The organism is Bradyrhizobium sp. SZCCHNS1050, assembly GCF_032484785.1.
Lineage (GTDB): Bacteria > Pseudomonadota > Alphaproteobacteria > Rhizobiales > Xanthobacteraceae > Bradyrhizobium.
In genome coordinates this window covers 2,824,415-2,850,719 of the sequence record NZ_JAUETR010000001.1, presented here as the reverse complement: position 1 = coordinate 2,850,719, position 26,305 = coordinate 2,824,415, and the positions used below count along the sequence as shown (strand labels likewise).

22 protein-coding genes are annotated in these 26,305 nt (G+C 66.0%); 19 read left to right on the top strand and 3 right to left on the bottom strand.

Features of this window, described 5'->3' with window-relative positions; all coding sequences use genetic code 11:
• Window positions 1-33 precede the first annotated feature (33 nt).
• The 8 genes from miaB (at window position 34) to QX094_RS12935 (ending at window position 8,659) form a co-directional block, all read left to right on the top strand.
• Window positions 34-1,431 (top strand): tRNA (N6-isopentenyl adenosine(37)-C2)-methylthiotransferase MiaB, encoded by a 1,398-nt coding sequence (gene miaB, locus QX094_RS12970; protein WP_315751787.1) that lies wholly within the window; start codon window positions 34-36, stop codon window positions 1,429-1,431.
• A 64-nt stretch (window positions 1,432-1,495) separates the two neighbouring features.
• Complete coding sequence (locus QX094_RS12965) at window positions 1,496-2,473, top strand: PhoH family protein (protein ID WP_315716934.1); 978 nt, start codon at window positions 1,496-1,498, stop codon at window positions 2,471-2,473.
• 63 nt (window positions 2,474-2,536) lie between these two features.
• Window positions 2,537-3,046 carry an rRNA maturation RNase YbeY gene (ybeY, locus tag QX094_RS12960; protein WP_315716933.1) on the top strand — a complete coding sequence of 170 codons (510 nt, stop codon included), beginning with the start codon at window positions 2,537-2,539 and terminating at the stop codon, window positions 3,044-3,046.
• 2 nt (window positions 3,047-3,048) lie between these two features.
• Window positions 3,049-4,218 carry a hemolysin family protein gene (locus QX094_RS12955; RefSeq protein ID WP_316173542.1) on the top strand — a complete coding sequence of 390 codons (1,170 nt, stop codon included), beginning with the start codon at window positions 3,049-3,051 and terminating at the stop codon, window positions 4,216-4,218.
• The gene (gene lnt / locus QX094_RS12950) at window positions 4,215-5,825 is read left to right on the top strand and encodes an apolipoprotein N-acyltransferase (RefSeq protein WP_316173540.1); all 1,611 of its coding nucleotides are present in this window, start codon (window positions 4,215-4,217) and stop codon (window positions 5,823-5,825) included. The genes QX094_RS12955 and lnt overlap by 4 nt, the downstream gene beginning before the upstream one ends.
• Window positions 5,826-6,057: 232 nt before the next feature.
• Window positions 6,058-6,474 (top strand): helix-turn-helix domain-containing protein, encoded by a 417-nt coding sequence (locus tag QX094_RS12945; protein ID WP_006615449.1) that lies wholly within the window; start codon window positions 6,058-6,060, stop codon window positions 6,472-6,474.
• A 323-nt stretch (window positions 6,475-6,797) separates the two neighbouring features.
• Window positions 6,798-7,928, top strand: a complete 1,131-nt coding sequence (locus tag QX094_RS12940; protein WP_316173539.1) for a M20 family metallopeptidase — start codon at window positions 6,798-6,800, stop codon at window positions 7,926-7,928.
• Entirely contained in the window at window positions 7,925-8,659 is a 735-nt protein-coding gene (locus QX094_RS12935; RefSeq protein ID WP_316173537.1) for a tRNA (guanine(46)-N(7))-methyltransferase TrmB, read from the top strand. Before QX094_RS12940 ends, QX094_RS12935 begins: the two co-directional genes overlap by 4 nt.
• A 21-nt stretch (window positions 8,660-8,680) precedes the next feature.
• Here the strand turns inward: QX094_RS12935 and QX094_RS12930 are convergent, their stop codons facing one another.
• Window positions 8,681-9,757, bottom strand: coding sequence for a DUF2336 domain-containing protein (locus QX094_RS12930; RefSeq protein ID WP_316173535.1), 1,077 nt, complete (start codon window positions 9,755-9,757; stop codon window positions 8,681-8,683).
• A gap of 424 nt (window positions 9,758-10,181) precedes the next feature.
• Between QX094_RS12930 and rimP the strand changes: the two genes are divergently transcribed.
• From rimP to QX094_RS12875, 11 genes are all read left to right on the top strand, one after another.
• Window positions 10,182-10,949 (top strand): ribosome maturation factor RimP, encoded by a 768-nt coding sequence (rimP, locus tag QX094_RS12925; protein ID WP_316173533.1) that lies wholly within the window; start codon window positions 10,182-10,184, stop codon window positions 10,947-10,949.
• 14 nt (window positions 10,950-10,963) lie between these two features.
• The gene (gene nusA / locus QX094_RS12920; RefSeq protein ID WP_315716926.1) at window positions 10,964-12,586 is read left to right on the top strand and encodes a transcription termination factor NusA; all 1,623 of its coding nucleotides are present in this window, start codon (window positions 10,964-10,966) and stop codon (window positions 12,584-12,586) included.
• A gap of 80 nt (window positions 12,587-12,666) precedes the next feature.
• A complete protein-coding gene (locus QX094_RS12915) occupies window positions 12,667-13,380 on the top strand; it encodes an RNA-binding protein (protein WP_316183719.1) in 714 nt (237 codons plus the stop codon).
• A 94-nt stretch (window positions 13,381-13,474) separates the two neighbouring features.
• Window positions 13,475-16,234 carry a translation initiation factor IF-2 gene (gene infB / locus QX094_RS12910; protein WP_315716924.1) on the top strand — a complete coding sequence of 920 codons (2,760 nt, stop codon included), beginning with the start codon at window positions 13,475-13,477 and terminating at the stop codon, window positions 16,232-16,234.
• A gap of 160 nt (window positions 16,235-16,394) precedes the next feature.
• Window positions 16,395-16,811 (top strand): 30S ribosome-binding factor RbfA, encoded by a 417-nt coding sequence (gene rbfA / locus QX094_RS12905; RefSeq protein ID WP_315716923.1) that lies wholly within the window; start codon window positions 16,395-16,397, stop codon window positions 16,809-16,811.
• A complete protein-coding gene (gene truB / locus QX094_RS12900) occupies window positions 16,811-17,917 on the top strand; it encodes a tRNA pseudouridine(55) synthase TruB (protein ID WP_316170040.1) in 1,107 nt (368 codons plus the stop codon). The genes rbfA and truB overlap by 1 nt, the downstream gene beginning before the upstream one ends.
• A gap of 2 nt (window positions 17,918-17,919) precedes the next feature.
• Entirely contained in the window at window positions 17,920-18,189 is a 270-nt protein-coding gene (gene rpsO, locus QX094_RS12895) for a 30S ribosomal protein S15 (protein ID WP_009025947.1), read from the top strand.
• A gap of 362 nt (window positions 18,190-18,551) precedes the next feature.
• On the top strand, window positions 18,552-20,708 hold the full coding sequence (gene pnp, locus QX094_RS12890; RefSeq protein WP_315716921.1) for a polyribonucleotide nucleotidyltransferase: 2,157 nt from the start codon (window positions 18,552-18,554) through the stop codon (window positions 20,706-20,708).
• A 140-nt stretch (window positions 20,709-20,848) separates the two neighbouring features.
• Window positions 20,849-21,319 carry a GNAT family N-acetyltransferase gene (locus tag QX094_RS12885; RefSeq protein WP_315716920.1) on the top strand — a complete coding sequence of 157 codons (471 nt, stop codon included), beginning with the start codon at window positions 20,849-20,851 and terminating at the stop codon, window positions 21,317-21,319.
• 344 nt (window positions 21,320-21,663) lie between these two features.
• Entirely contained in the window at window positions 21,664-22,257 is a 594-nt protein-coding gene (locus QX094_RS12880; RefSeq protein WP_316187943.1) for a hypothetical protein, read from the top strand.
• Between the two features lie 109 nt (window positions 22,258-22,366).
• The gene (locus tag QX094_RS12875; RefSeq protein WP_316173527.1) at window positions 22,367-23,149 is read left to right on the top strand and encodes a hypothetical protein; all 783 of its coding nucleotides are present in this window, start codon (window positions 22,367-22,369) and stop codon (window positions 23,147-23,149) included.
• An 18-nt stretch (window positions 23,150-23,167) separates the two neighbouring features.
• Here the strand turns inward: QX094_RS12875 and QX094_RS12870 are convergent, their stop codons facing one another.
• Window positions 23,168-25,153 (bottom strand): autotransporter outer membrane beta-barrel domain-containing protein, encoded by a 1,986-nt coding sequence (locus QX094_RS12870; protein ID WP_316173525.1) that lies wholly within the window; start codon window positions 25,151-25,153, stop codon window positions 23,168-23,170.
• A 224-nt stretch (window positions 25,154-25,377) separates the two neighbouring features.
• Window positions 25,378-26,178: an enoyl-ACP reductase FabI gene (fabI, locus tag QX094_RS12865; protein WP_315716916.1), complete on the bottom strand. Its 801-nt coding sequence runs from the start codon at window positions 26,176-26,178 to the stop codon at window positions 25,378-25,380.
• Between the last annotated feature and the right edge of the window lie 127 nt (window positions 26,179-26,305).

Below are 26,305 nucleotides of genomic sequence, written 5' to 3'. Positions count from 1 at the left end.
ATTGGGCGCGCCTCCGACTGCATGCAAGGGTTCATGACGCCGCCGCGCAAGCTGCACATCAAGTCCTATGGCTGCCAGATGAACGTCTACGATGCCCAGCGCATGGTGGACACGCTGGGGCCTGAGGGCTTCGTCGAGACCGCCGAGGCCGGTGACGCCGATCTCGTGATCCTCAACACCTGCCACATCCGCGAGAAGGCCTCCGAGAAGGTCTATTCGGAGCTCGGGCGGCTGCGGGTCGCGAAGGAGGACGCCGCGCGGGCCGGCCGGACGATGCAGATCGCGGTGGCCGGCTGCGTGGCGCAAGCGGAAGGCGAGGAGATCATCGCCCGCGCCCCCACCGTCGACGTCGTGGTCGGCCCGCAGAGCTACCACCATCTGCCGCAGCTGCTGGCCCAGGCCCGCCGCGGCGAGCGGGCGATCGAGACCGAATTCCCGGCCCAGGACAAGTTCGGCTTCCTGGCGAAGCCCAGCCGCGAGGCGATCCGCGCCCGCGGCGTCTCGGCCTTCGTGACCGTGCAGGAAGGCTGCGACAAGTTCTGCACCTTCTGCGTGGTGCCGTATACGCGCGGCAGCGAGATGTCGCGTGCGGTGACACGCATCGTCGACGACGTGACGCAGCTCGTCGACAATGGCGTTCGCGAGATCACCCTGATCGGCCAGAACGTCAACGCCTATCACGGCGAAGGCCCTGACGGCCGGCCCTGGACGCTGGGGCGGCTGCTCCATGGGATCGCCGAGATTCCGGGCGTGGCGCGGATCCGCTACTCGACCAGCCATCCCAACGACGTCGACGACAGCCTGATCGCGGCGCATCGCGATCTCGAAGCGGTGATGCCGTTCGTGCATCTGCCGGTTCAGTCGGGATCTGACCGCATCCTGAACGCCATGAACCGCAAACACACGGCGACTGACTATCGCAAAGTCGTCGACCGTTTTCGCGCCGCCCGTCACGACATTGCATTCTCTTCGGATTTCATCGTCGGGTTCCCGGGCGAGACCGAGGAAGATTTTCGCGCCACCCTCGCCCTGATCGACCAAATCGGCTACGCTGCGGCGTATTCGTTCAAGTATTCGCCGCGCCCGGGAACTCCGGCAGCGGACATGCCGGAGATGGTGTCAGCGACCGAGATGGACGAGCGATTGGAGCGCCTCCAGAGCTTGATCGACAGCCAGCAAGCAGCCTTCAACAAGGCCGCGATCGGCCAGGTCGTCGACGTGTTGTTCGAGCGGCCAGCGCGCAAGCCCGGGCAACTGGTCGGACGGACCGCGTATCTGCAGCCGGCCCACGTCATGGCGTCCGACGACATCATCGGCCAGGTTCTGCCGGTGCGGATCGACAGTCTCGAACGCTACAGCCTGCTCGGCGAGCTCGTCACGGCGGCGCCGGCAGTGATCTCCCCCACGCCCCTCGTGTCCATCGGAGGCTGAGCACTTGCCCAAGAGCGCATCGGATCCGTCTTCCCTCGCTCCCAGCCGCAAGTACGACCGCGACATGTCCATGCCCCCCGAGACCCAGGTCGTCATCGATTTCGACGACAACCGTGCCGCCTCCGCCCTGGTCGGGCCTTACGGCCAGAATCTGGCCCTGGTCGAACGACGGCTCGGCGTCGTCGTCGATTCCCGCGGCAACCACATCACCATCGGCGGAACACGCGACGGCTGCGATGCCGCGCGGCGCGTGCTCGAATCGCTCTATGCGCAGGCCGTGAAGGGCCACGATCTGGCGCAGGGCGACGTCGAGGGCGCGATCCGCGCCGTGGTGGCGCAGGGCTCGCTGTTCGAGTTCGACGCCAAGAACGCCAAGAACGCGTTCGAGAGCATCAACCTGCGCAAGCGCCCGGTGCGCGCCCGCACCGCCGCGCAGGATTCCTACATCCGCGCGCTGAAGCGGCACGAGCTCGTGTTCGGCATCGGCCCGGCCGGCACCGGCAAGACCTGGCTTGCGGTCGCGCATGCGGCGCAGCTGTTCGAGCGGAAGGAAGTCGACCGCATCATCCTCTCACGCCCGGCGGTCGAAGCCGGCGAGCGGCTCGGCTTCCTGCCTGGCGACCTCCGTGAGAAGGTCGATCCCTATCTGCGCCCGATCTACGACGCGCTGTACGATCTGATGGACGCGCGCATCGTCGAGCGCGCGCTGCAGGCCGGCGAGATCGAGATCGCGCCGCTCGCCTTCATGCGCGGGCGCACCTTGACCAACGCCGCGATCATCCTCGACGAGGCGCAGAACACCACATCGATGCAGATGAAGATGTTCCTCACGCGTCTCGGCGAGAACAGCCGCATGATCATCACCGGCGATCCCTCGCAGGTCGATTTGCCGAACGGCCAGACCTCCGGACTCGCCGAAGCCGCGCGCCTGCTCGACGGTGTCGAGGGGATCGCGCAGGTCCGGTTCACCGGCGAGGATGTCATCCGCCACGAATTGGTGGCGCGCATCGTCGCCGCCTATGAGGGGCCGAAAGCCCGCTGACGCGAGAGCAAGCACGCCGATGGTCGCGTCGTTCCAGCGCCATCCGCACAGATATCGACCAGGATGCCACAAAGTCCCATTCCAACGACCGAGGTGATCGTCGCAGCCGATTGCTGGCAGGACCAGCCTGACGCCGAGGACGTCATACAACGCGCCATTCTCGCCGCGGCCGAGATGGTCGATGCCGATGTCGGCGACGCCGAGATCGCCGTCATGCTGACGGACGACCAGGGCATCCGCACCCTGAACAGCAATTGGCGCGGCATCGACAAGCCCACCAACGTGCTGTCGTTTCCGGCGCTGCAGCCGACCGGACCGCGCGGCGAGGATGATGCCCCGCGCATGCTCGGCGACATCGCCATCGCCTATGAGACGATGCGGCGCGAGGCCGACGACGAACAGAAGCCGTTCGAGCATCATCTCAGCCATCTCACCGTGCACGGCTTCCTGCATCTGATCGGCTACGATCACGAGACCGATGACGAGGCCGAGGAGATGGAGGCGCTGGAGACCGAGATCCTGGCCCATCTCGGCATCCCCGATCCCTATGCCGACCGGGAACGGATGAACTGACCATGGCCGATTCCGAGCCCATCCACGACAATCCGCGCCAGACGCGCAATCTGCCGGCCGTGGTGCCGCCGGCCGAGCTCGGCCGCTCGCCGGGCGAGAACTGGCTGTTTCGCGCGCTGCGCAACCTGTTCGGCTGGAAAGGCGGCGGCTCGGTTCGCGACGATCTGCAGGTCGTGCTCGATGCCTCGACGCCCGATGACATCGGCTTCTCCGCGGTCGAGCGCACGCTCCTGCGCAACATCCTCGATTTGCACGAGCGGCGCATCGCCGACGTGATGGTGCATCGTGCCGACATCGTCGCCGTCCGGCGCGACATCACGCTCGGCGAACTGATGAGCCTGTTCGAGAGCGCATCGCATTCGCGCCTCGTCGTCTACAACGACACGCTCGACGACCCCGAAGGCATGGTGCACATCCGCGACCTGCTCGCCTTCACCACAGCGCAGGCCCGGGTCTCCGACGAGGTGAAGGCGCGGCGCAAGAAGCCGCTGCCCGCCGGCCTCGATCTCAAGGCCGTCGATCTGTCGATGCCGCTGTTCGAGGCCAACATCATCCGCAAGCTGCTCTACGTGCCGCCGTCGATGCGCGCGATCGACCTGCTGGCGCAGATGCAGGCCTCGCGCATCCATCTGGCGCTGGTCGTCGACGAATATGGCGGCACCGACGGGCTGGTCTCCATCGAGGACATCGTCGAGCAGATCGTCGGCGAGATCGACGACGAGCACGACAGCGACGAGCCGCCGGCGATCGTGCGGCAGGCCGACAACGCCTTCATCGCGGACGCCCGCGCCAGCCTCGACGACGTACGCCGGGTGATCGGCGAGGAGTTCGTGACGGGAGAGGCGGGCGAAGGGGTGGAGACGCTCGGCGGCTATCTCGTCAACCATGTCGGCCGGCTGCCGGTGCGCGGCGAGCTGATCTCCGGCCCCGGCAATTTCGAGGTCGAGGTGCTCGATGCCGATCCGCGCCGGGTCAAGCGCCTGCGCATCGCGCCGCGCAAGGAACGCCCGACTCCCCGCCCGCAGCGCGAAAGCCGGCGTCGAGACGTTGCGCCGGAAGCGACCCCGGCCGACACGGACGTCCCGGCCGAGCCGCCGCCGACAGAGGCCGGCCCTGCGCCGGTCCACGACGATAGCAGCCCGCCACGGGGCGATGGAGCCAGCTCACAGTGATCCGCCCATCGACGATTCGCGGCCTCGCCATTGGCGTTGTCCTGGCCTGGGGCTGGAAGCGTGCGGCGATCGCGCTCGCCGCCGGCGCGCTCTCCTCGCTCGCGATGGCCCCGTTCAACGCCTGGCCGGTGCTTGCGATCACCTTCCCGGTTCTGGTCTGGCTGATCGATGGCGCCGCGGCGGGACGGCGGCGCGGCATCCCGGCTGCCGCCTTCACCGGCTTCTGCTTCGGCATGGGCTATTTCGTCCCCGGCCTTTACTGGATCGGCAACGCGTTCCTGGTCGATGCCGACACCTTCGCCTGGCTGATGCCGTTCGCCGTGCTGGGCCTGCCGGCCTATCTCGCGCTGTTTCCGGCCCTGGGCTTCGCCCTGGCCCGGTTGATCTGGACGCGTGATGCAACCCGCATCCTGGCGCTCGCCGTCTGCCTGACCGCGAGCGAATGGCTGCGCGGCCACGCGCTGACTGGCTTTCCCTGGAACACGTTCGGCTATGCCCTGTCGCAGCCGCTCGCGCTGGCGCAGACGGCCTCGCTGATCGGGATCTGGGGCATGACGTTCCTGGCGACCGCGATCTTTGCCAGCCCCGCGGTGCTGATCGACGGCAAGACATGGCGTGAGCGCTGGCGGGCGCCGGCCGCGGCCGCCGCCCTGCTCGTGATGATGGGCGTGTTCGGCGCCATCCGGCTCGGCCTGCATCCGACGGCCTTCGTCGCCGACCTCAAGCTGCGGATCATGCAGCCGAACCTGCAGCAGGACGTCAAATTCAACTATGGCGCCAAGGTCGATGTCATGCGCCGCTATCTGGCGCTGTCGGACCGCGCCTCCGGCCCGAACGCCACCGGCGTCCGGGACACCAACGTCCTGATCTGGCCGGAATCGGCGTTCCCGTTCTTCCTGACCCGCGAGGCGGACGCGATGGGCCAGATCGCCGACCTGCTGTCGCCGGGCACGGTGCTGATCACCGGTTCGGTCCGCGCCCCCGACGCGCCTCGCAACACCCCCATCACCCGGGCCTACAATTCGATCTACGTGATCGATCACGACGGCACCGTGCTGTCGGTCTACGACAAGCTCCATCTGGTCCCGTTCGGCGAGTTCCTGCCGTTCCAGAATCTGCTGGAGCGGATCGGGCTCGAGCAGCTCACGCGGGTGCAGGGCGGCTTCATCCCCGGCACGGCGCGACGCAACCTGGACGTGCCACACGCTCCGCGTGTTCTTCCCTTGATCTGCTACGAGGCGATCTTTCCGAGTGACAGCGTGCCGACCGAAGAACGACCGGGCTGGATCGTCAACTTGACGAACGATGGCTGGTTCGGCATTTCGACTGGGCCTCATCAGCATCTGCAGCAAGCGCAGTGGCGCGCGATCGAGCAAGGACTTCCATTAGTTCGATCTGCGAACACCGGCATCTCCGCAGTGATCGATCCCGTCGGCCGTATCGTTAAGCAATTGCCTCTCGGCGCAGAGGGCGTGCTGGATTCCGCGCTGCCTGTTGCGTTGCAGCCGACAGCCTATGCAAGGCTCGGCGACATTCCGGTTGCGATCCTGTTAGTGATCGCCCTGAGCACCGTCGTTCGCAGACGTGTTGCTCAAAAGCTTCCCTGACGACAGCAAGATCTCGATTCTTTCCGGGTCCGTAAGATTTTTTTTGACAAGCAAAACCCCAAGTGTTGACAGATAGCTGCTGCAATTCGCATTCTCGCGCGGCAGCATGAGCCGTCCAGTTCGTTGCTCGGCCGTCTTCGTTAGTACGACATGCGAACATAAATTGACGGTGTGAGCGCCTGAGGCATACTGCGACCGCCTCGTTCCGAGGCCCATTCTAAGGAGTTGAGAGATGTCGACGAAAGCGCCCAACCCTGTTGACAAGCATGTCGGCAGCCGGGTGCGGATGCGCCGTATCATGTTGGGCATGAGCCAGGAAAAACTCGGTGAGGCTCTCGGACTCACGTTCCAGCAGATACAGAAGTACGAAAAAGGCACCAATCGAGTCGGCGCCAGCCGGATTCAGCAGATCTCGGAGGTTCTGCAGGTCCCGGTCTCCTTCCTGTTCGAAGGGGTCCCGAGTGGCGGGACCAACGGTGAAGCTTTCGGCGAAGGCGCTTCGCCCGCCTATGTGTCTGATTTCCTGGCAACCTCCGAAGGACTGGCGTTGACCCGCGCATTCACGCGGATCCACGATTCGAAGCTTCGTCGCAGCATCGTCGACCTGGTCGAGCAGATCGCTGATCGCGAAGCTCCGGAAGAAGGCTAGCTGATGCGCCGGCGCTGACATTCCTATCGTGATCACTCTCATAGGAATGTCAGCGCCCTCGGGGGGCCATCAGCGGGGCACGTTTGCGGACGACGCGCTGGGCACGCTGCGTTCCGCCGGACGAATGAGCCGATAGACAGGTTGGATCACGACCAATAGAGCGCGATGGCTCCCCTTCGGGAAAGGCTATCGCGCTCTAAATCTTTTTATGCACATGTGGCCTGGAACTCCGGCGTCCCAGCCGCCAACCCGCCCAGCGACGCGCCAAGCGCGTCCACCGCCTGCTACCACTTCGTAACCATCGAGAACGATTTACAAAGCTCATGACCACCAGCAGCAGCCCGTTCGATAGTCGCACAATTCTCGAAGGCATCCGCCAATGGGTCGAGCTCGAGACCCCGACCGAGGCGCCTGATCAGGTCAACAAGCTGGCTTCCCTTGTCGCGGATGGCTATCGCGGGCTCGATGCCACGATCGAACGGATCGCCGGACGCGACGGCTGCGGCGACCACCTCGTCGCACGGTCGGCGTGGGGACAGGACGAGCCGGGCATCCTGGTCCTGAGCCATCTCGACACGGTGCATCCGATCGGGTTCATCGCGCGGCTGCCGTTCTCAGTCGACGGCGACGTTGCGTACGGTCCGGGGATCTACGACATGAAGGGCGGCGCGTATCTCGCCTTTCACGCCTTTCGTCAGCTCTGCGCAGAGGGTCAAAAATCGCCCCTCGGCATTACTCATTTGTTCGTCTCGGATGAAGAGATCGGCAGCCCGACCTCGCGCGCGCTGATCGAGGAGGAAGGCCGCAAGGCCAAATACGTCCTCGTCACCGAGCCGGCGCGCGACGGCGGCAAGATCGTGACCGGACGCAAGGGCGTGGCGCGGTTCGACGTGGCAATCCGCGGCGTGCCCGCGCACGCCGGCGCGCGTCCACAGGATGGACGCAGTGCGATCCGCGAACTCGCCAACGTCATCCATGCGCTCGAAGCGCTCAACGACCCCGCCCGCGGCATCACCGTGAATGTCGGCGTCGTGCGCGGCGGCACCCGTCCCAACGTGATCGCTGAGGAAGCTTATGCCGAGGTCGATGCACGGCTGCCGACGCCTGCCGATGCCGCGGAGATCCTGCCCAAGATCCTGGGGCTGACCTCGCGCAGCGATGGCGTCACGGTCGAAGTGAGCGGCGAGGTGAACCGGCCGCCTTACGTCAAGGGCAACGCCGGCGCCGCCCTGTTCGAGCATGCGAAATCCCTGGCCGACGAGATCGGCTTCGAGCTGGTCGACACCTATACCGGGGGCGGTTCCGACGGCAATTTCACCGCACCGTTCACGGCGACGCTCGATGGGCTCGGCGTCGATGGCAAGGGCGCGCATACGCATTACGAGCAGATGTACATTTCCTCGATCGAGCCGCGGACAAGGCTGCTCTACCGTCTCTATCAAACCCTGCGATGAGCCCAGCGATCAACATGCCCGTCGACGACGATCACACCGGCACCGAGGCCCTGCACGGTCAGGGCTCGTTCTTCGGCCGGCGCAAGGGCCACAAGCTGCGGGCGCATCAGGCCGGCCTGGTCGACAACCTGCTGCCGCACCTCGCGCTCGATCTCGCCGCGCCCGCGGAAGCCGTGCTGCCCACGCTGTACCATCCGCCGGTCGACGCGCTGCGGCTGGAGATCGGGTTTGGCGGCGGCGAGCATCTTGCCGCCGAAGCGAAGGCGTTTCCGACCACCGGCTTCATCGGCTGCGAGCCCTATGTCAACGGCATGGCCAAGATCCTGTCGGCCATCGAGGCCGACAACATCGGCAATATCAGGCTGGTGGCGGGCGACGCCGCCGAGCTGTTGGCCTGGCTGCCGCCGCAGTCGCTGCAGCGGATCGACCTGATCCATCCCGATCCCTGGCCGAAGCGGCGGCACTGGAAGCGGCGTTTCGTGCAGGATGCGACGATCGCAGCGATGGCGCGCGTCCTGAAGCCCGGCGGCGAGTTCCGCTTCGTCAGCGACATCGCCGACTATTGCGCCTGGACGTTGTGGCATCTGCTGCGTTCGCCGGAGTTCGCCTGGACGGCCGAGCGCGCCGACGACTGGCGTCTGCCCTGGCCGGGCTACACCATGACGCGCTACGGGCGGAAGGCCACGCGCGAAGGCCGCGTCGCCAACTATCTGATCTTCAGCCGGCGCTGACCGCTGCGCCGGCGAGGTCACTCAGTGTCGTGTCTTCCAGAACGCGACGACGCGTTCGGCGGTCGATGGCAGCAGGCGCGCGTAGTTGACCCTGATCGCATCGATATCGCGCTGCGCCGGCACGCGTTTCGGTCCGAGGCGCAGCAGGATCAGTGAGTGCACGGTGCGCCAATCGAGCCCGATCATGCGCCCCAGGATCAGCAGCGGATCGTGACGATTGCCCGACACCAGTCGGTCGAGCGTCGCGATCTTCAATCCCGTCATTGCGGCGAGCGCCGCGATGACCTCCTCGTATTTGTGCTCGGATGCGAAGCCGAACAACGCCGACTGGTCCAAGGCACCGGCTTCATACAGCGACAGGATGGTCCGCTGCGCCGGCACGAAATCGCGCGTGCTATGCGCTGTACGCGCCGCATCGGCGAGTTCGGCGAGAGCCTGCCTGATCCTCGCCTGCTTGTCCGGCGGCACGACATCGAACAGCCGCCGCCTGATGACATCGAGCGAGCCGGCCAGCAGTTGTTTCAGATGATCGTCGGAAACATCTGCGCGCCGGCCGACCGTGAGCGTCAGCACGCCGTCTGAACTCGCGCGGTGGATCAGCGCGGCATAGCCGCGCGGGGAAAACGCTGCGCCATCATTGGCAGCGGCCCGCCGCACTACGTCGCGATCGCCACGGCGCACCAGCACATCGGTCGTATCGGCCGATAGGCGCGTCCGCTCTGCCATCGCGAGCAAATGACCCTGGCTCTTGTCGCGCGCAATAGCGATGAGCACGGGATCGTCGAGCACGAGCGAACGGCGCAACAGCGGCCCCGCCACCGCGACCTCGTCGTCGCGCGCCAGCCGGCTGACGACGGCACGGGGCGCCTTGAGGAGCCGCGACAACCGCTCCGCCAGATCGATCCGCGTCGGCAGATCCGCGAACGGGACCAGATCGATCAGGAGACCGTCGAACAGATTGATGTGCTCGGGACGCAGCTTCGTCGCATCCTCGAAGAACAGGTCGGCGATGCGGCGCGTGGCCTCGAGGCCGCGTTCAGCATTGCCCTGCCTGACGATCCCGCCGAGGCCGGGGATCAGCGCGGTTGCCGGGGTCATGACGTCTACTCGATACGCAACGCGACACGTTTCCGTGCGCTCCACTCCGTGCGGCACGACGACGGGGGCGAAAAGCACGAACTCAGCTCATTTTTAAGCGATCTTGGTGAATGAAGGGTTAGACCCTGCGGCATTCGGCCGTTCCCGGTCGGGGAAAACGATCCGATCCGCAGTCCTGGCGCGGAGCAAATTCCCAGTTCCAGGCGCCGTTTGAGGCGACACGACCCTTGCCGTCAGGCGGCAAAGCGGCTATATGAGCGCCATCAAACATCATCTCATATACGATCGCGTAGTGAGGGTGGGCCCTTCCGGACCCGCTCTTTTTTGTTACCTGGATCGCTCCGCCACGGGCGGGATCGGTCCGGTGAGCGCGATCGAACAGGCCCGACGGCCCAACCAAGCAAGACACGCGATCGACGCCTCGATGACGGAACCTACGTTCGCAACCGCTGACACCGACCTCCTGACCGAGCCCCGCCTCGTCGTCGAGCCGGGCGTCGCGGCGCGCGTGGCGGCGGTGGCCGACCCGGTGCTGCAGGGAATGGGGTACCGCCTGGTGCGGATCCGCATTTCGGGCGAAGGTGGTTGCACGGTCCAGGTGATGGCCGAGCGTCCCGACGGCACGATGCAGATCGAGGATTGCGAGGCGGTGTCGCGGGCGCTGTCGCCGGTGCTGGACATCGCCGATCCGATCGACGGTGCCTATCGGCTCGAGATCTCCTCGCCGGGCATCGACCGGCCGCTGGTCCGCCGCTCCGATTTCGAACGTCACATCGGTCATCTCGTCAAGATCGAGATGGCGGTGGCCCATCAGAACCGCAAACGCTTCCGCGGCACCATCGCCGGCGTCGAAGGCGACGGCGTGCGCATCACCCGCGATGACGTGGCCAAGGACCAGGAGCCGGATGTCGTGCTGCTGATGGCCGACATCGGCGACGCCAAGATGGTGCTGACCGACGAGCTGATCGCCGAATCCATGCGCCGCGGCAAGGCGGCCGAGCGCGAGAAGAAGCGCGAGCTTGGAATCGTCCCACCGCTGGCGCCGCACGCCAAGCCGGCGGCCCAGGCGAAGCCCAAGCCGAAGCCGAAAGCAAAAGACGACAAGCCGGCCAAGAAGCCGCTGCCGACCAATACCAAGAAACATCGCCTCGCCGCCGATCGCGCGCGCAGAGGCGAGATCGATCCTGATTAGAGGAGATTTGAGCCATGGCCGTCAGCGCCAACCGGTTGGAACTGCTGCAGATCGCCGACGCCGTCGCGCGCGAGAAGTCGATCGACCGCGGCATCGTGATCGCGGCGATGGAAGACGCGATCGCCAAGGCCGCCCGCGCCCGCTACGGCAGCGAGACCGACGTTCATGCCGAGATCGATCCGAAGAAGGGTGAGCTGCGGCTGTCGCGCCACATGCTGGTGGTCGAGAAGGTCGAGAACCCCTCCAACCAGATCTCGCTGGATGACGCGCGCCGCGCCAACCCGGGCGCGCAGATCGGCGACACCATCGCCGACACCCTGCCGCCGCTGGAATATGGCCGCATCGCCGCGCAGTCGGCCAAGCAGGTCATCGTGCAGAAGGTGCGCGAGGCCGAGCGCGACCGGCAGTACCAGGAGTTCAAGGACCGCATCGGCGACATCGTCAATGGCGTCGTCAAGCGCGTCGAATATGGCAGCGTGATCCTCGACCTCGGGCGCGGCGAGGCGATCATCCGCCGCGACGAGATGCTGCCGCGCGAGGTGTTCCGCAACGGCGACCGCGTCCGCGCCTACGTCTTCGACGTCCGCCGCGAGACCCGCGGCCCGCAGATCTTCCTGTCGCGCACCCATCCGCAGTTCATGGCCAAGCTGTTCGCGCAGGAGGTGCCGGAGATCTATGACGGCATCGTCGAGATCAAGGCGGTCGCTCGCGACCCCGGCTCGCGCGCCAAGATCGGCGTTGTCTCCCGCGACTCCTCGGTCGACCCCGTCGGCGCCTGCGTCGGCATGCGCGGCTCGCGCGTGCAGGCGGTGGTGAACGAGCTGCAGGGCGAGAAAATCGACATCATTCCGTGGTCGCCCGACATCGCGACCTTCGTGGTCAACGCGCTGGCGCCGGCCGAAGTCGCCAAGGTCGTCATCGACGAGGACCGCGAGCGCATCGAGGTCGTGGTGCCCGACACCAACAACCAGCTCTCGCTGGCGATCGGCCGCCGCGGCCAGAACGTCCGCCTCGCCTCGCAGCTGACCGGCTGGGACATCGACATCCTGACCGAGCAGGAGGAATCCGAGCGCCGCCAGGCCGACTTCGAGAATTCCACCCGCGTGTTCATGGAATCGCTGAACGTCGACGAGGTCGTCGGCCAGCTGCTGGCGTCCGAAGGCTTCACCTCGGTCGAGGAGCTCGCCTTGGTCGACCTCAAGGATCTCGCCGGCATCGAGGGCTTCGACGAGGAAACCGCGACCGAGCTGCAGACCCGCGCCCGCGAATTCCTCGAGCAGCAGGAAGCCGAGCTCGAGGCTAGGCGCAAGGAGCTCGGCGTCGAGGACGCGGTGAAGGACGTGCCCGGCGTCACCACCAAGATGCTGGTCAAGTTCGGCGAGAACGACATCAAGACGGTCGAGGACCTCGCGGGCTGCGCGACCGACGATCTGGTCGGCTGGACCGAGCGCAAGGAGGGTGGCGAAGCCACCAAATTCCCCGGCATTCTCGACGGTCTCGATATCTCCCGCGACGATGCCGAGGCCATGGTCATGCAGGCCCGCGTCAAGGCCGGCTGGGTCAGTGAGGCTGACCTCGCCAAGGCCGAAGCCGAACCCGAGAATGAGGACGAAACGACCGAAGGACAGCCCGCCTGACCCGCTTGGCTCGCCCCATGGACACCACGATGACCCCCACCCTGACCCAGCTCGCTTGAGATGAGGAGCCGCATCACCGCATGCTCGCTTTGGCCGACCCCGAGCTCGACAATGGACCGCGGACCGAGAAGTCCGCGACCATGCGCATGTGCGCGGTCAGCCGCGAAGTGCGGCCGATCGGCGAGCTGATCCGCTTCGTCGTCGGCCCGTCGGGCGAGGTCGTGCCCGACATCAAGCGCAAGCTGCCCGGACGGGGCTTGTGGATCACCGCCTCGCGCCAGGCGGTTGCGGAGGCGGTGCGGCGTCACCATTTCAGCCGGGGCTTCAAGACCAACGTCCGCGTCCCGCCAACCCTTGCCGCAGACCTGGAAGCCTTGCTGGCCCGCAGCGCGATCGAAGCGCTGGGGATTGCCGCCAAGGCCGGTCAGGTCGCCTCCGGTTTCTCCAAGGTGGAAGCGGCGCTGTCGCAGCGGCCAGCACGGTCGACATTGGCAGCCCTCGTCCATGCCGCGGACGGCGCAGCCGACGGGATCCGCAAGCTCGACGCGCTGGTGCGGCCGAACGACGGGGGTCAGGACCAAGCCCCGACAATTCCGATCATCTGCTGTCTCACTTCGGCAGAATTGGATTTGGCACTTGGGCGCTCAAATGTGATACATGCTGCCGTGCTCGCAGGCCCGGCGAGCAGGACATTCCTGTCGCGCAGCCAGACACTGGTCCGATACCGGTCGGCCGACGCTGACAAGATTGCCGGAACCGCGGCCACGAAATCTGCTTCGACTTCGAAGACATAGCACTTTGAAGCCATAGCTACGAAGACATCGCGACGATTGCACGAATGAGACGGTGCGGTAGCCCGCACGCTGGTAACGAGATTAGGACGACTGAATGGCCGACAACAACACTCCGGGCGACAAGAAACTGAGTGTCCCGAGCAAGACCTTGACGCTGAAGCCGCGCGTCGAGACCGGCACGGTACGCCAGAGCTTCCCACATGGCCGGAGCAAGCAGGTGGTGGTCGAGAAGCGCGGCAAGCGCCGCGTCGGCGATGGGGGGCCTGATGCTCCGCATGCACCGGAGCCGACCGTCGCCAAGGCGCCGCCGCCCCCGCCATCGCCGCGCTCATCCGGTCCGCGCCCATCCGGCTCGTCGCAGCGCGGCGGGTCCGGCGTCGTGCTCCGCACCCTGACCGAGGACGAGCGCTCGGCGCGCGCCAGCGCGCTGGCCGATGCCCGCGTGCGCGACATCGAGGAACGCCGCCAGGCCGAAGAGGAAGCCCGCCGCCGCGCCGAGCGCGAAGCCGCCGAACGCGCCGAGCGCGAGGCTGCCGAGGCGCGCCGCAAGGCCGAGGAAGAGCGGCACCGTCACGAAGAGGAAGCCAAGCGCAAGGCCGAGCTCGAAGCCAAGAAGCGGTTCGGTGAAGGCGAGGCGCCCCGTCCGGCGACATCCGCGCCCCAGCCCGCCGCAGCCGCTCCGGCCCGCTCGACGCCCGCCCCCGGCAGGCCCGTCGGCGCACCGGGCAGCCGGCCGCAGCAGATTGGTGGTCCGAGCTCGCGGCCCGGTGGCGCTCAGCCGGCCGGCGCACGCCCGGCCGGCGCCCGTCCTGCCGCCGGCGGTCCGCTCGGCCGCGCGCCGGCGGCCGTTGCCGCCGGTCCGGACGAGGATGAGGGTCCGCGCCAGATCCGCAGGGGTCCCGGCGGAGCCGCACGTCCCGCGCCGCCGCCGAAGACCACGCACAAGCCGGGCCCGCAGAAGCAGCGCGGCCGCCTGACGGTGGTCACGGCGCTCACGGCCGACGATGTGCGCGAGCGCTCGATCGCGTCGTTCCGCCGCCGCACCCAGCGCCTGAAGGGCCATGCCGCCAACGAGCAGAAGGAGAAGCTCGTCCGCGAGGTGACGATTCCGGAAGCCATCACCATCCAGGAGCTGGCGAACCGCATGTCGGAGCGCGCGGTCGACGTGATCCGTCTGCTGATGCGCCAGGGCGCGATGCACAAGATCACCGACGTGATCGATGCCGACACCGCGCAGCTGATCGCGGAAGAACTCGGCCACACCGTCAAGCGCGTCGCCGCCTCGGACGTGGAGGAGGGCCTGTTCGACGTCGTCGACGATTCGACCGACACCGAGCCGCGCTCGCCGGTCGTCACCGTCATGGGCCACGTCGACCACGGCAAGACCTCGCTGCTCGACGCGCTGCGCCACGCCAATGTGGTCTCGGGCGAAGCCGGCGGCATCACCCAGCACATCGGCGCCTATCAGGTGACCGCGCCGGATTCCGGCAAGAAGATCACCTTCATCGACACGCCCGGCCACGCCGCGTTCACCGCGATGCGCGCCCGCGGCGCCAAGGTCACCGACATCGTCGTGCTGGTGGTCGCGGCCGATGACGGCGTCATGCCGCAGACGATCGAGGCGATCAACCACGCCAAGGCGGCGAAGGTGCCGATGATCGTGGCGATCAACAAGATCGACAAGCCCGACGCCCGTCCCGAGCGCGTCCGCACCGAGCTGCTCCAGCACGAGGTGCAGGTCGAATCGCTGGGCGGCGAGGTCGTCGACGTCGAGGTGTCCGCCAAGAACAAGACCAATCTCGATCGTCTGCTCGAGATGATCGCGTTGCAGGCCGACATCCTCGACCTCAAGACCAATTCGGATCGCCCGGCCGAAGGCACCGTGATCGAAGCCAAGCTCGATCGCGGCCGCGGCCCGGTCGCCACCGTGCTGGTTCAGCGCGGCACCTTGCGGGTCGGCGATATCATCGTCGCCGGCGCCGAGATGGGCCGCGTCCGCGCGCTGATCTCGGACCAGGGCGAGACGCTTCAGGAGGCAGGCCCGTCGGTGCCGGTCGAGGTGCTCGGCTTCAACGGTCCGCCGGAAGCTGGCGATCGTCTCGCCGTCGTCGAGAACGAAGCCCGCGCCCGCCAGGTCACCAGCTATCGCGCGCATCAGAAGCGCGAGAACGCGGCAGCCTCGATCTCCGGCATGCGCGGTTCGCTCGAACAGATGATGTCGCAATTGAAGACTGTGGGCCGCAAGGAATTCCCGCTGATCATCAAGGCCGACGTGCAGGGCTCGCTGGAAGCCATTCTCGGCTCGCTGGAGAAGCTCGGCACCGAGGAGGTCGCCGCCCGCATCCTGCATGCCGGCGTCGGCGGCATCAGCGAGTCCGACGTCACGCTGGCCGAAGGCTTCAACGCCGCGATCATCGGCTTCTCGGTGCGAGCCAACAAGGAAGCGGCCGCACTCGCCAAGCGCAACGGCATCGAGATCCGCTACTACAACATCATCTACGACCTCGTGGATGACGTGAAGAAGGCGATGAGCGGCCTCCTGGCCCCCACGCTTCGGGAAACCATGCTCGGCAATGCGCAGATCCTGGAGGTGTTCAACATCTCCAAGGTCGGCAAGGTCGCCGGCTGCCGCGTCACCGACGGCACTGTCGAACGCGGCGCCAATGTCCGCCTGATCCGCGACAACGTCGTGGTTCACGAGGGCAAGCTGTCGACCCTGAAGCGCTTCAAGGACGAAGTGAAGGAAGTGCAGGCCGGCCAGGAATGCGGCATGGCCTTCGAGAGCTACGGCGACATGCGTGTCGGCGACGTCATCGAGTGTTATCGCGTGGAGACCATCCAGCGCTCGCTGTAAGTCCGAATCCTACAGAGCGCTGCAATTCGAGCGAGCAGCGATTCCGTGAACATGCGGAATCGCCGCGCCTCTTGAACTTAACGAAGCGTCGTTGAACTCAATCAGAATGATCCTCTCGCCCGTGCTCACGCCGGGCGACGATCCATTGGATTTTTGAAAAATGCCTCGCCATCACCAGAGGGGAAGCGCCGCTTCCGGCGGCTCGCAGCGTCAGTTGCGCGTGGCCGAGACCGTGCGTCACGCTGTCGCCGACATTCTCAGCCACGGTGACGTGCACGACCCGGACCTGGAGGGACACATCATTACGGTGCCCGAAGTCCGCATGTCGCCCGACCTGAAGCTCGCCACGATCTACATCATGCCCCTCGGCGGACAGGATACGGACGTCGTGCTCACGGCGCTGGAGCGCAACAAGAAGTTCCTGCGCGGCGACATCGCGCGGCGCGTTAACCTGAAATTTGCACCTGACATCCGCTTCCGCGTCGACGAGCGATTCGACGAAGCGGAACGGATCGAGAAATTACTGCGAACACCCGCGGTGCAGAGAGACCTCAATTCGGATTCGGAAGAGAGCTGATGACCATTCCCCCCGAAACCGGCACTGTCGACGCGCCGAGCGCCGAACCGACCGCGGCCAAGACGATCCATTCTGCCGACGGACGCCCGCCGCGCGACAACAACGATCCGCGCAACAAGCCGCGCCAAGGGAACGGTCAGGGCAGCCAGCCGCGCCGCGATCGTCGCGACGTCCATGGCTGGGTCGTGCTCGACAAGCCGATCGGCATGACCTCGACCCAGGCCGTGGCGGTGGTGAAGCGCCTGTTCCAGGCCAAGCGCGCCGGCCATGCCGGCACGCTCGATCCGCTCGCCTCCGGCGGCCTGCCGATCGCGCTGGGCGAAGCCACCAAGACGGTTCCCTTCGTGATGGACGGCCGCAAGCGCTACCGCTTCACCGTGACCTGGGGAGAGGAGCGCGATACCGACGACACCGAAGGACGGGTCGTCGAGACCAGCGACAGCCGGCCGGATGCCGCGGCGATCCGGGCGCTGCTGCCGCAATTTACCGGCCGGATCGAGCAGACGCCGCCGCGCTATTCCGCGATCAAGATCCAGGGCGAGCGCGCCTATGATCTCGCCCGCGACGGCGAGGTCGTCGAGCTCCAGCCGCGCCCGGTCGAGATCCATGAACTGACCCTCGTCGACCAGCCCGACCCCGACCATTCGGTATTCGAGGCGGAATGCGGCAAGGGAACCTATGTCCGGGCGCTGGCCCGCGACATGGGCCGCCTCCTCGGCTGTTACGGCCATATCAGCGCGCTCCGGCGGACCCTGGTGGGTCCGTTTACCGAGAACGACATGATTCCGCTGGAACAGTTGGAGGCTTTGTGCAATAGAGCCGCGTCCGGTGAGGGAAGCCTCGCCGACGCACTCCTGCCCGTTGAGACCGCGCTGGACGACATCCCGGCACTGGCCGTCACTCGGGCTGATGCGGCAAGGCTCCACAGGGGCCAGGCCGTTTTGTTGCGCGGACGGGATGCGCCCAATAGTAGCGGCACAGTCTATGTCACGGTCGCAGGCCGCCTTCTGGCGCTTGCCGAAATTGGCAATGGCGAACTCATCCCCAAGCGCGTGTTCAACCTGACCGGACTGACTGCCAGCTCCGGTCGCAACGAAAGAGACTGACGATGTCGGTGACCGCAGAGCGCAAGGCGGAAATCATCAAGGCGAATGCCACCAAGGCCGGTGATACCGGTTCTCCCGAGGTGCAGGTTGCGATCCTGTCGGAACGCATCAACAACCTGACCAGCCATTTCAAGACCCACGGCAAGGACAACCACTCCCGCCGCGGTCTCCTGAAGCTGGTGTCGACCCGCCGTTCGCTGCTGGACTATCTGAAGAAGAACGACGAGGCGCGCTACAAGGCGCTGCTCGAGAAGCACAACATCCGTCGTTGAGCTTCGCGTTGGAATGAGCGCGCGCAGTCCAGCGCGCGTTGATGGCATGATGCCGAGGACGCCGCTTCGATCGCGGCGTTCGCGAGTCCGGGATCATGCGGTCTGGCTGGATCTGGAAAGAGGCAGATACGCTCTTCGACTGATCCTGCCCGGACCATGCAGTACGCCTCAGCAGCAATCCGGCCGCTGGGCGTAACGGGCAAGGTGCCCGTTATTTACGAGAAGGATGGACGCCATCCGAAATAAGAAAACCATGGCAGGATCGCAGGGCGCTGATCGTTTTCCAGCGCCCTGCAATCTTGCGCATGGTTTTTTTGTTTCCGGGGGGTCTGCCTTCGATCATCTCATGAAAGAAGATACCCATGTTTACCAAGCATTCCGTCGAGATCGACTGGGGTGGGCGTCCGCTCAGGCTGGAAACCGGCAAGATCGCCCGCCAGGCTGACGGCGCCGTCGTCGCCACCTATGGCGAGACCGTCGTGCTCGCGACCGTCGTCGCCGCCAAGGCGCCGCGCGAGGGCGTCGACTTCCTGCCCCTGACCGTCGACTATCAGGAAAAGACCTACGCCGCGGGCCGCATTCCCGGCGGCTATTTCAAGCGCGAGGGCCGTCCGACCGAGAAGGAGACGCTGGTCTCCCGCCTGATCGACCGCCCGATCCGCCCGCTGTTCGTCGATGCCTGGCGCAACGAGACCCAGGTGATCGTGACCGTGCTGTCGCACGACATGGAGAACGATCCGGACATCGTGGCGCTGGTCGGCGCGTCGGCCGCCCTGACCTTGTCGGGCGTTCCGTTCAAGGGTCCGATCGGCGCGGCCCGCGTCGGCTTCGCCAATGACGAATACATCCTCAATCCGACCCTCGACGAGATGGCCGACACCCAGCTCGACCTGGTCGTCGCCGGCACCTCGGACGCCGTGCTGATGGTGGAATCGGAGGCCAAGGAGCTCAACGAGGACATCATGCTCGGTGCGGTGATGTTCGGTCACCGTCACTTCCAGCCGGTGATCAACGCGATCATCGAGCTCGCCGAGAAGGCCGCCAAGGAGCCGCGCGACGTCGCGATCATCGACAACGGCGCGATCGAGAAGGAGATGCTCGGGATCGCCGAGCAGGACCTGCGCAACGCCTACGCGATTCCGATCAAGCAGCAGCGCTATGCTGCCGTCGGCGCCGTCAAGGAAAAGGTGATGGCCTACTTCTTCCCCGAGGGGCAGGAGCCGAAATACGACAAGCTCCGGATCGCCGCCGTGTTCAAGGAGCTCGAGGCCAAGATCGTCCGCTGGAACATCCTGGACACCGGCAAGCGCATCGACGGCCGTGACGCCAAGACGGTGCGCAACATCGTCTGCGAGGTCGGCGTGCTGCCCCGCGCCCACGGTTCGGCGCTGTTCACCCGCGGCGAAACCCAGGCGCTGGTCGTGACCACGCTCGGCACCGGCGAGGACGAGCAGTACATCGACGCGCTGTCGGGGACGTACAAAGAGACGTTCCTGCTGCACTACAACTTCCCGCCCTACTCCGTCGGTGAGACCGGCCGTCTCGGCGGCACCAAGCGCCGTGAGATCGGCCACGGCAAGCTCGCCTGGCGCGCCATCCACCCGGTGCTGCCGCCGCACCACGAGTTCCCCTACACCACGCGCGTGGTGTCGGAGGTGACCGAGTCCAACGGTTCGTCGTCGATGGCCACCGTCTGCGGCTCCTCGCTGGCGCTGATGGATGCAGGCGTGCCGCTGAAGCGGCCGACTGCGGGCATCGCGATGGGTCTGATCCTGGAAGGCAGCCGCTTCGCCGTGCTGTCCGACATTCTCGGCGACGAGGACCATCTCGGCGACATGGACTTCAAGGTTGCGGGCACCGAGAGCGGCATCACCTCGCTGCAGATGGACATCAAGATCGAGGGCATCACCGAGGAGATCATGCGGGTTGCGCTGGGCCAGGCCCGCGAAGGCCGCATCCACATCCTGGGTGAGATGTCCAAGGCGCTGACCGCCGCGCGCGCCGAGCTCGGCGAATACGCGCCGCGCATCGAGACCTTCAAGATCCCGACCGACAAGATCCGCGAAGTGATCGGCACCGGCGGCAAGGTGATCCGCGAGATCGTCGAGAAGACCGGCGCCAAGGTCAACATCGAGGACGACGGCACCGTGAAGGTCGCCTCCAACGACGGCGAGGCGATGAAGGCCGCCATCAAGTGGATCAAGTCGATCGCCTCCGATCCGGAAGTCGGCCAGATCTATGACGGCACCGTCGTCAAGGTGATGGAGTTCGGCGCTTTCGTGAACTTCTTCGGCACCCGCGACGGCCTCGTGCACATCTCGCAGCTCGCCGACAAGCGCGTGCAGAAGACCACCGACGTCGTCAAGGAAGGCGACAAGGTCAAGGTCAAGCTGCTCGGCTTCGACGACCGCGGCAAGACCCGGCTGTCGATGAAGGCGGTCGACCAGACCACCGGCGAGGATCTCGAGGCCAAGCAGAAGGACGCGCCCGCCGAGGCGCGCGAAGCCGCTGGCGAGTAAAGCCGGCGTCCCCTTCGAATGAAATACAAAGGGCGGCTTTCGGGCCGCCCTTTTTTGTTGTCCTATTGGTCGTGCACCCTCGCGCGTCCCGGGTCACGGCTGCGGATGCAGAGGCCGTCACCCCGCTTAAGGTCACCCACATGCACCATCCTATCATCCGCCCTGCCCGCCCGGACGAATACGACGCCGTCGCCAGGCTCTGGATGGAGAGCTGGTGTTCGACGGGTCTGGAAGCGCAGAGCGAGAGGCTGCTCGCGGTCCTCAGGGAGCGCGTGCCGCGCGAAGTCGCCGGCGGTTGGAGCCTGTATGTCGCCGACGACCGCGGCGGCCTCGCGGCGATGCTCGCGATCAACGTCCCCACGCTCTATCTCGACCAGCTGATGATCGCCCCGTCCCATCAGGGCCGCTCGCTCGGCCGCCGGCTGCTCGCCTTCACCCGCGAGCTGCTCCCCGACGAAGTGTGGCTGCGCTGCGCAAAGGGCAACGACAAGGCGTGGCGCTGGTATGAGCGCGAGGGCTTCGTGCTGGAAAAGGAGGAAGCTGACCCGCTGCACGGCCGGATCATGAAATATTATCGCTGGAAGCGTGACGGTCAGGCGGCGGCCTCCTGATCGCAGAGCGTGCAAGCGCAAATCTTGCGCGTGGCGACCGGAAACCGTTGCGTGCGCCTTCGCAGGCGAACTAAGTTCGAGTTCCCGACGACCTTGCATTCTCGAACCGTCCCCATGTCCGTGCCGCTCCTGCCGATCCGTCGCCTTGCGCTCTTCGTCCTCGCCGCTGCCTTCGCAACCGGGGCTTGTTGGGCCCAGGCGCCGTCAGCAACGGCGCCCAAGGCCGCCCCCGCGGCCAAGAAACCCTCCGGAAAGACAAAGGCGATGGCGAAACCAGGCGCCATCGAAAGCGGTCCGTGCCGTCTTGGCGTCATTTCCGCACTCGGCGACCAGCTCGCCTCACCGTGTTTGAAATCGAAGAGGACGAAGTCACGTTGCCGGGATGGGGACTGGACGACCTCGCCATGGCGCGCGTGCGCGCGGCCACCGGCGGCGACCCGGCCGTGCACAGGATCGGCTATCCGAAAGGCGCGTTCGAGCCCTACTACCATCCGACGTCGCGCTTCCTGCCCGATCCGAAGGAGAGCCTGGCCTCGATCGTGCGCAACGTCACCACGAATGCCAACTGCGCACGCTACCTCGTCGTCACCAGGTTCGAGACGACCATTCCCAACACCACCCTGAGGCTCAGAGGCATCGGCGCCTACAATCAGGGGGTCGGATCGATCCTCAGGCACTCGCATCTGTTTGCGAACGTCAACATCACGCTCATCGACGGCCAATCCTACGAGAAGATCAGCTCGTTCTCGGCGGATACCGGCGCCAGGCTGGCCGAGACCATGAGGCTCACCGAGGATCCTCTCAATAAGCTCAACAATGCCGACTTCCCCGAGCCTCTCGCGGCTGCGGCCTCCAGCACCGTCCTGCGCGAGCGGCTGCGTACTCTGGTCGCGGCGAAGCTCGATCGCGACCTGCCGAGCTATCTGAAGATCGAATGATGCCGTCGCCCGCGTTCACACGGTTCGAACGAGCTTCATTGGCCCAATCCTCTCCCTTATGCGACGAGCTCTCCCAGTGACAATCTCTCGCCGACTGGCGCCGCTGTTCATGGCCGTGATCTGGTCATGCACCAATGCCCTGGCGCAATCGGCGCCGGCGCCGCTGAATGCCAAAACAGCGCCAAGGACCGCGGGCACCGCTGCCAAGGCAGCCAAGACGACGACGGCCCTTCGCGAGGGCGGACCGTGCGAGGTCGGGGTGATCGCCGCGCTCGGCGATGCCTTCACGGTGCAGAAGAACGGCATGACCCGCCTGGGCAACGAGTACGCCGAAGTGCCGGTGTCCTGGGGTTTCGACGACATCGTCTACGCGCGTGTGAAGGCAGCCGCGGGTGATAGCGGGATCCGCCGCATCAGCGTCCCCAAGGGCGCATTCGATCCGTTCTATCAGTCGCCACCGGTCAAGGCCGAGAACGGGAAGCTCACGCCCATCGTCAAGAAGGTGGCCGGCACGGCAGGGTGCGCTCGCTACCTCGTGATCACCCGCCGGACCGACAGCGAACCCTCGACAAACGACGAGGTTACCGGCGTCGGTGTCATCAACCGGGGCGAGGGATTCGGCCGGATCAGCCACGTCTTCACCATGATCGATATCCAGCTCTATGACGGCGCGACGTTCGAGACGCGCGAGCCTGCCACGAGCTCCAGATCGCTGCTCTCACGGCTGACGTCCGGCGTCGGACCGCCGTCTCACGCCGGGGACGTCGACAACTCCGCATTCCCCGCTTCGCCGCCGGAGGCTGCGAACAACAATGTGCTGCGCGACATGGCGCGTTCGATGCTTAAATTCCGGCTCGACCAGCGCTTGCCGGCCTATTTCGGGCGCGAATAGAACGACGAGCTCGGCGCGTCACAGCCTGATCTTCAGCACCGCGTGGCCCGACTGCTGGACGAGACCGGACGATGTCGCGTTGATGCCATAGCGGATGCTGAGGTCGAGCCGGTCGTTGCCGGCGGCCACAAGACCAAGGCCCGCCGAATAGATCCATGGCGACAGGCCGAGGCCATGGGTGACGAAGCTCTCGCCCCCGCCCGAGAACGCCGCGCGGATCTGCAGCGGCTGATTCAGCGCGTTGTAGCCGACGCCGATATCGCTGGTCAGACGAATCTGCCTGGTGGGCGCGTAGACCGCTTTCAGCTGCGCCGTCGTCACGAGCTCCTGATAGATCTGAGGATCGACGTTGAGGCTGAAGCCGCCGGCACCGTTCTCGCCGTAGGAATTGCTGCGAACCGTGCCGTAGTCCAGGCGCAGTGCTGGAACGAGCGCGAATCGGTCCTGCAGCGGAATGCGCGTCTTGATGCCTGCGCCGGCATGGCCGCTGTAGGAACGATAGCTGCCGCCGGCGGATGCGCCCATGAAGCTCAGCGACCTGTTTTCGCCGTTATCGGTCGATCCGCCATCGAGCTGATAGTCGAAGAGGACATCACGGGTGATCGCGTAGGCTCCATAGAGCCCGAGCTGATAGGAGGCGAGACCGAGACGGTTCGGCACGGCGGCGTCGCTTCCGGTGATCGTGTGATGAGAATAACCGAGAACGCCGCCAATGATGGCGCGGGACGAGACTGCGACGTCGGCGCCGAACGCCAGACCGCCGCCGGAGGCGTCATAGCCGGGAACGCCATCGCGCCCCGTCTGCTGCGCGGTGCTGCCGAGGGGCTGCATCCAGACATTGCGACCAGCGGCCCAGCCGATGCTGCCGACATCGTCGAGCCTGTTGGTCATCGTCTGCCGGAACGCCTGCTGGCTGACATGGGTCGCCTGCGAGGCCGCCCCGGTCAACACCGGCAACGTCTGCTTCACGGCGGCGCTGAGAGATGGACCGCTGAGATTATCAAGCGCGGCAAAGCCCGAGACCATCGATCCGGTCCAGCCGGCCGACGTCATCGACAGCCGGTACAGTACGTCAGCCGCTTCCAAGCCGACGCGGCCGCCTGCAGACCGCAGCGTATCCGCATAAGGCCGGATCAGCGACATCGTCGCCAGTCCTCCGGTCAGGTTTCCGGTGAGGTCGTAGGTCGACACCAGCATCTGCGCGCCTGCGGCGTTGCCGCTCGCCGTGCCATAGAGGCTGGTCAGGGTGCCGCGCGAGAGGGTGTTGAACAGCACGCTGCCCTCGGGAGTCACCGAGCCGAGCAGCGTGAAGCCGGCCGCGGCGCTGCCGGGCGGCGCGACGCCCGCACCCCAGAAATAGCCGTTCTGATAGCTCGTGATGACGAAACGGCCCGGCGCCTGCGTGCCGAACAATGTGGGACTGACGATCCGCCAAGGCGTGCCGGCGGTCCACGCCCATTGCGGCACTGAGTTGGCCGGCACCGGTGCCGACGGCGGCGGCGTGAAGGTCGCGGGATCATAGGGGAGCATGTAGGCCCAATGCGTCACCAGCAGGCTGTCGCCGGTGATCATCTGCATTTCCATGCTGGTCACGCCGTTGACGTTGCGCATATAGCCGAGTCCGACGGTCGCAGTGCCGCCGCCGGTCGGCGTGAACAGCATGGTGATCTGGCCGCTGGTGGTGACGAAGCCCTGGATGGTCGAGGTGTCCGTCAGCAGCGCCAGCCCGATCCTGAGCTGCGCGACGCTGGTGCCGGTGAAGGCGCCGTTGCTCGCGGTGCCCAAGGTCCACAACGTCTGGTCACCGATCGGGACCGGATTGGAGAAGCCCGTCTTCGGCGACATGTAGGCGAGCAGCTGCGCCGTCGGCACATACCAGCTGGTGTTGGAGATCGTGGAGTCCCAGACGCTCGATTGCGCCTGCGCCGGCCCGACGCCCCCTGCCACAAGCGCAATGCCGGTCATCGCGCAGAGAGCGATGACACGGGCCTTCGAACGCAGCATCAATCGCCCCCACGACTTGTCTTGCTGCCGGCGCGAGCGGCTAGCTGACGGCCGCGGCCGATGCACCGGTCATGATGCATCGCAGCGTCGTCGCAACAACCAACACGAGTTGCGCCAATGCTTCCTGATTAGCCGTTCAGGAACATTGTCTTCAACTGGGAAAATTTGGGTCGATCGGGGGACGGAGTCTCGCGTTCCCCTGATACCGCCGATGCGCGCGGAGGTCAGTCCGCCTTGAGATCCTCGGGGCGCGGCATCGAGATCACGTTGTAGCCGGAATCGACGTAGTGGATCTCGCCGGTGACGCCGCCGGACAGCTCCGACAGCAGATAGAGCGCCGAGCCGCCAAGCTCCTCCAGGGTCACGCCGCGACCGAGCGGCGAGTGCTTCTGCTGAAAGGCGAACATGAAGCGGGCATCGCCGATGCCCGAGCCCGCCAGCGTGCGCACCGGGCCGGCCGAGATCGCGTTGACACGGATGCTGCGGCGGCCGTAGTCGGCGGCGAGATAGCGCACCGAGGCTTCCAACGCGGCCTTGGCGACACCCATCACGTTGTAGTTCGGCATCACGCGGTTGGAGCCGTCGAAGGTCAAGGTGATCATGCTGCCGCCGCTTTCCGGCATCAGCTCGGCGGCGCGCTTGGCGATCTCGGTGAAGGAGAAGCAGGAGATCAGCATCGTGCGCGCAAAATTCTCGCGCGAGGTGTCGGCGTAGCGGCCCTTGAGCTCGTTCTTGTCGGAGAAGGCGACCGCATGGACGACGAAGTCGAGCCCGCCCCAGGCCTCGCGCAATGCGGTGAACACGCCGTCGACGCTGGCGATGTCCTCGACGTCGCAAGGCAACACGTGCTTGACGCCGAGCTCATCGGCGAGCGGACGGACGCGCTTGCCGAGCGCGTCGCCCTGATAGGTGAAGGCCATCTCGGCACCATGCGCCGCCAGCGTCTTGGCGATGCCCCAGGCGATCGAATGGTCGTTGGCGATGCCCATGACCAGGCCGCGCTTGCCTGCCATCAGTCCCTGCATGATGTCTCTCCTTCGTCATGCCGGGATCGACCCAGCCAGGATGATCGTTCCGTCTTCGAGACGCCAATGGCCGGACATCGGTGCGAAGAATGAGCTTCGCGCTGCTGCCCGGCCATGATGCCGACGA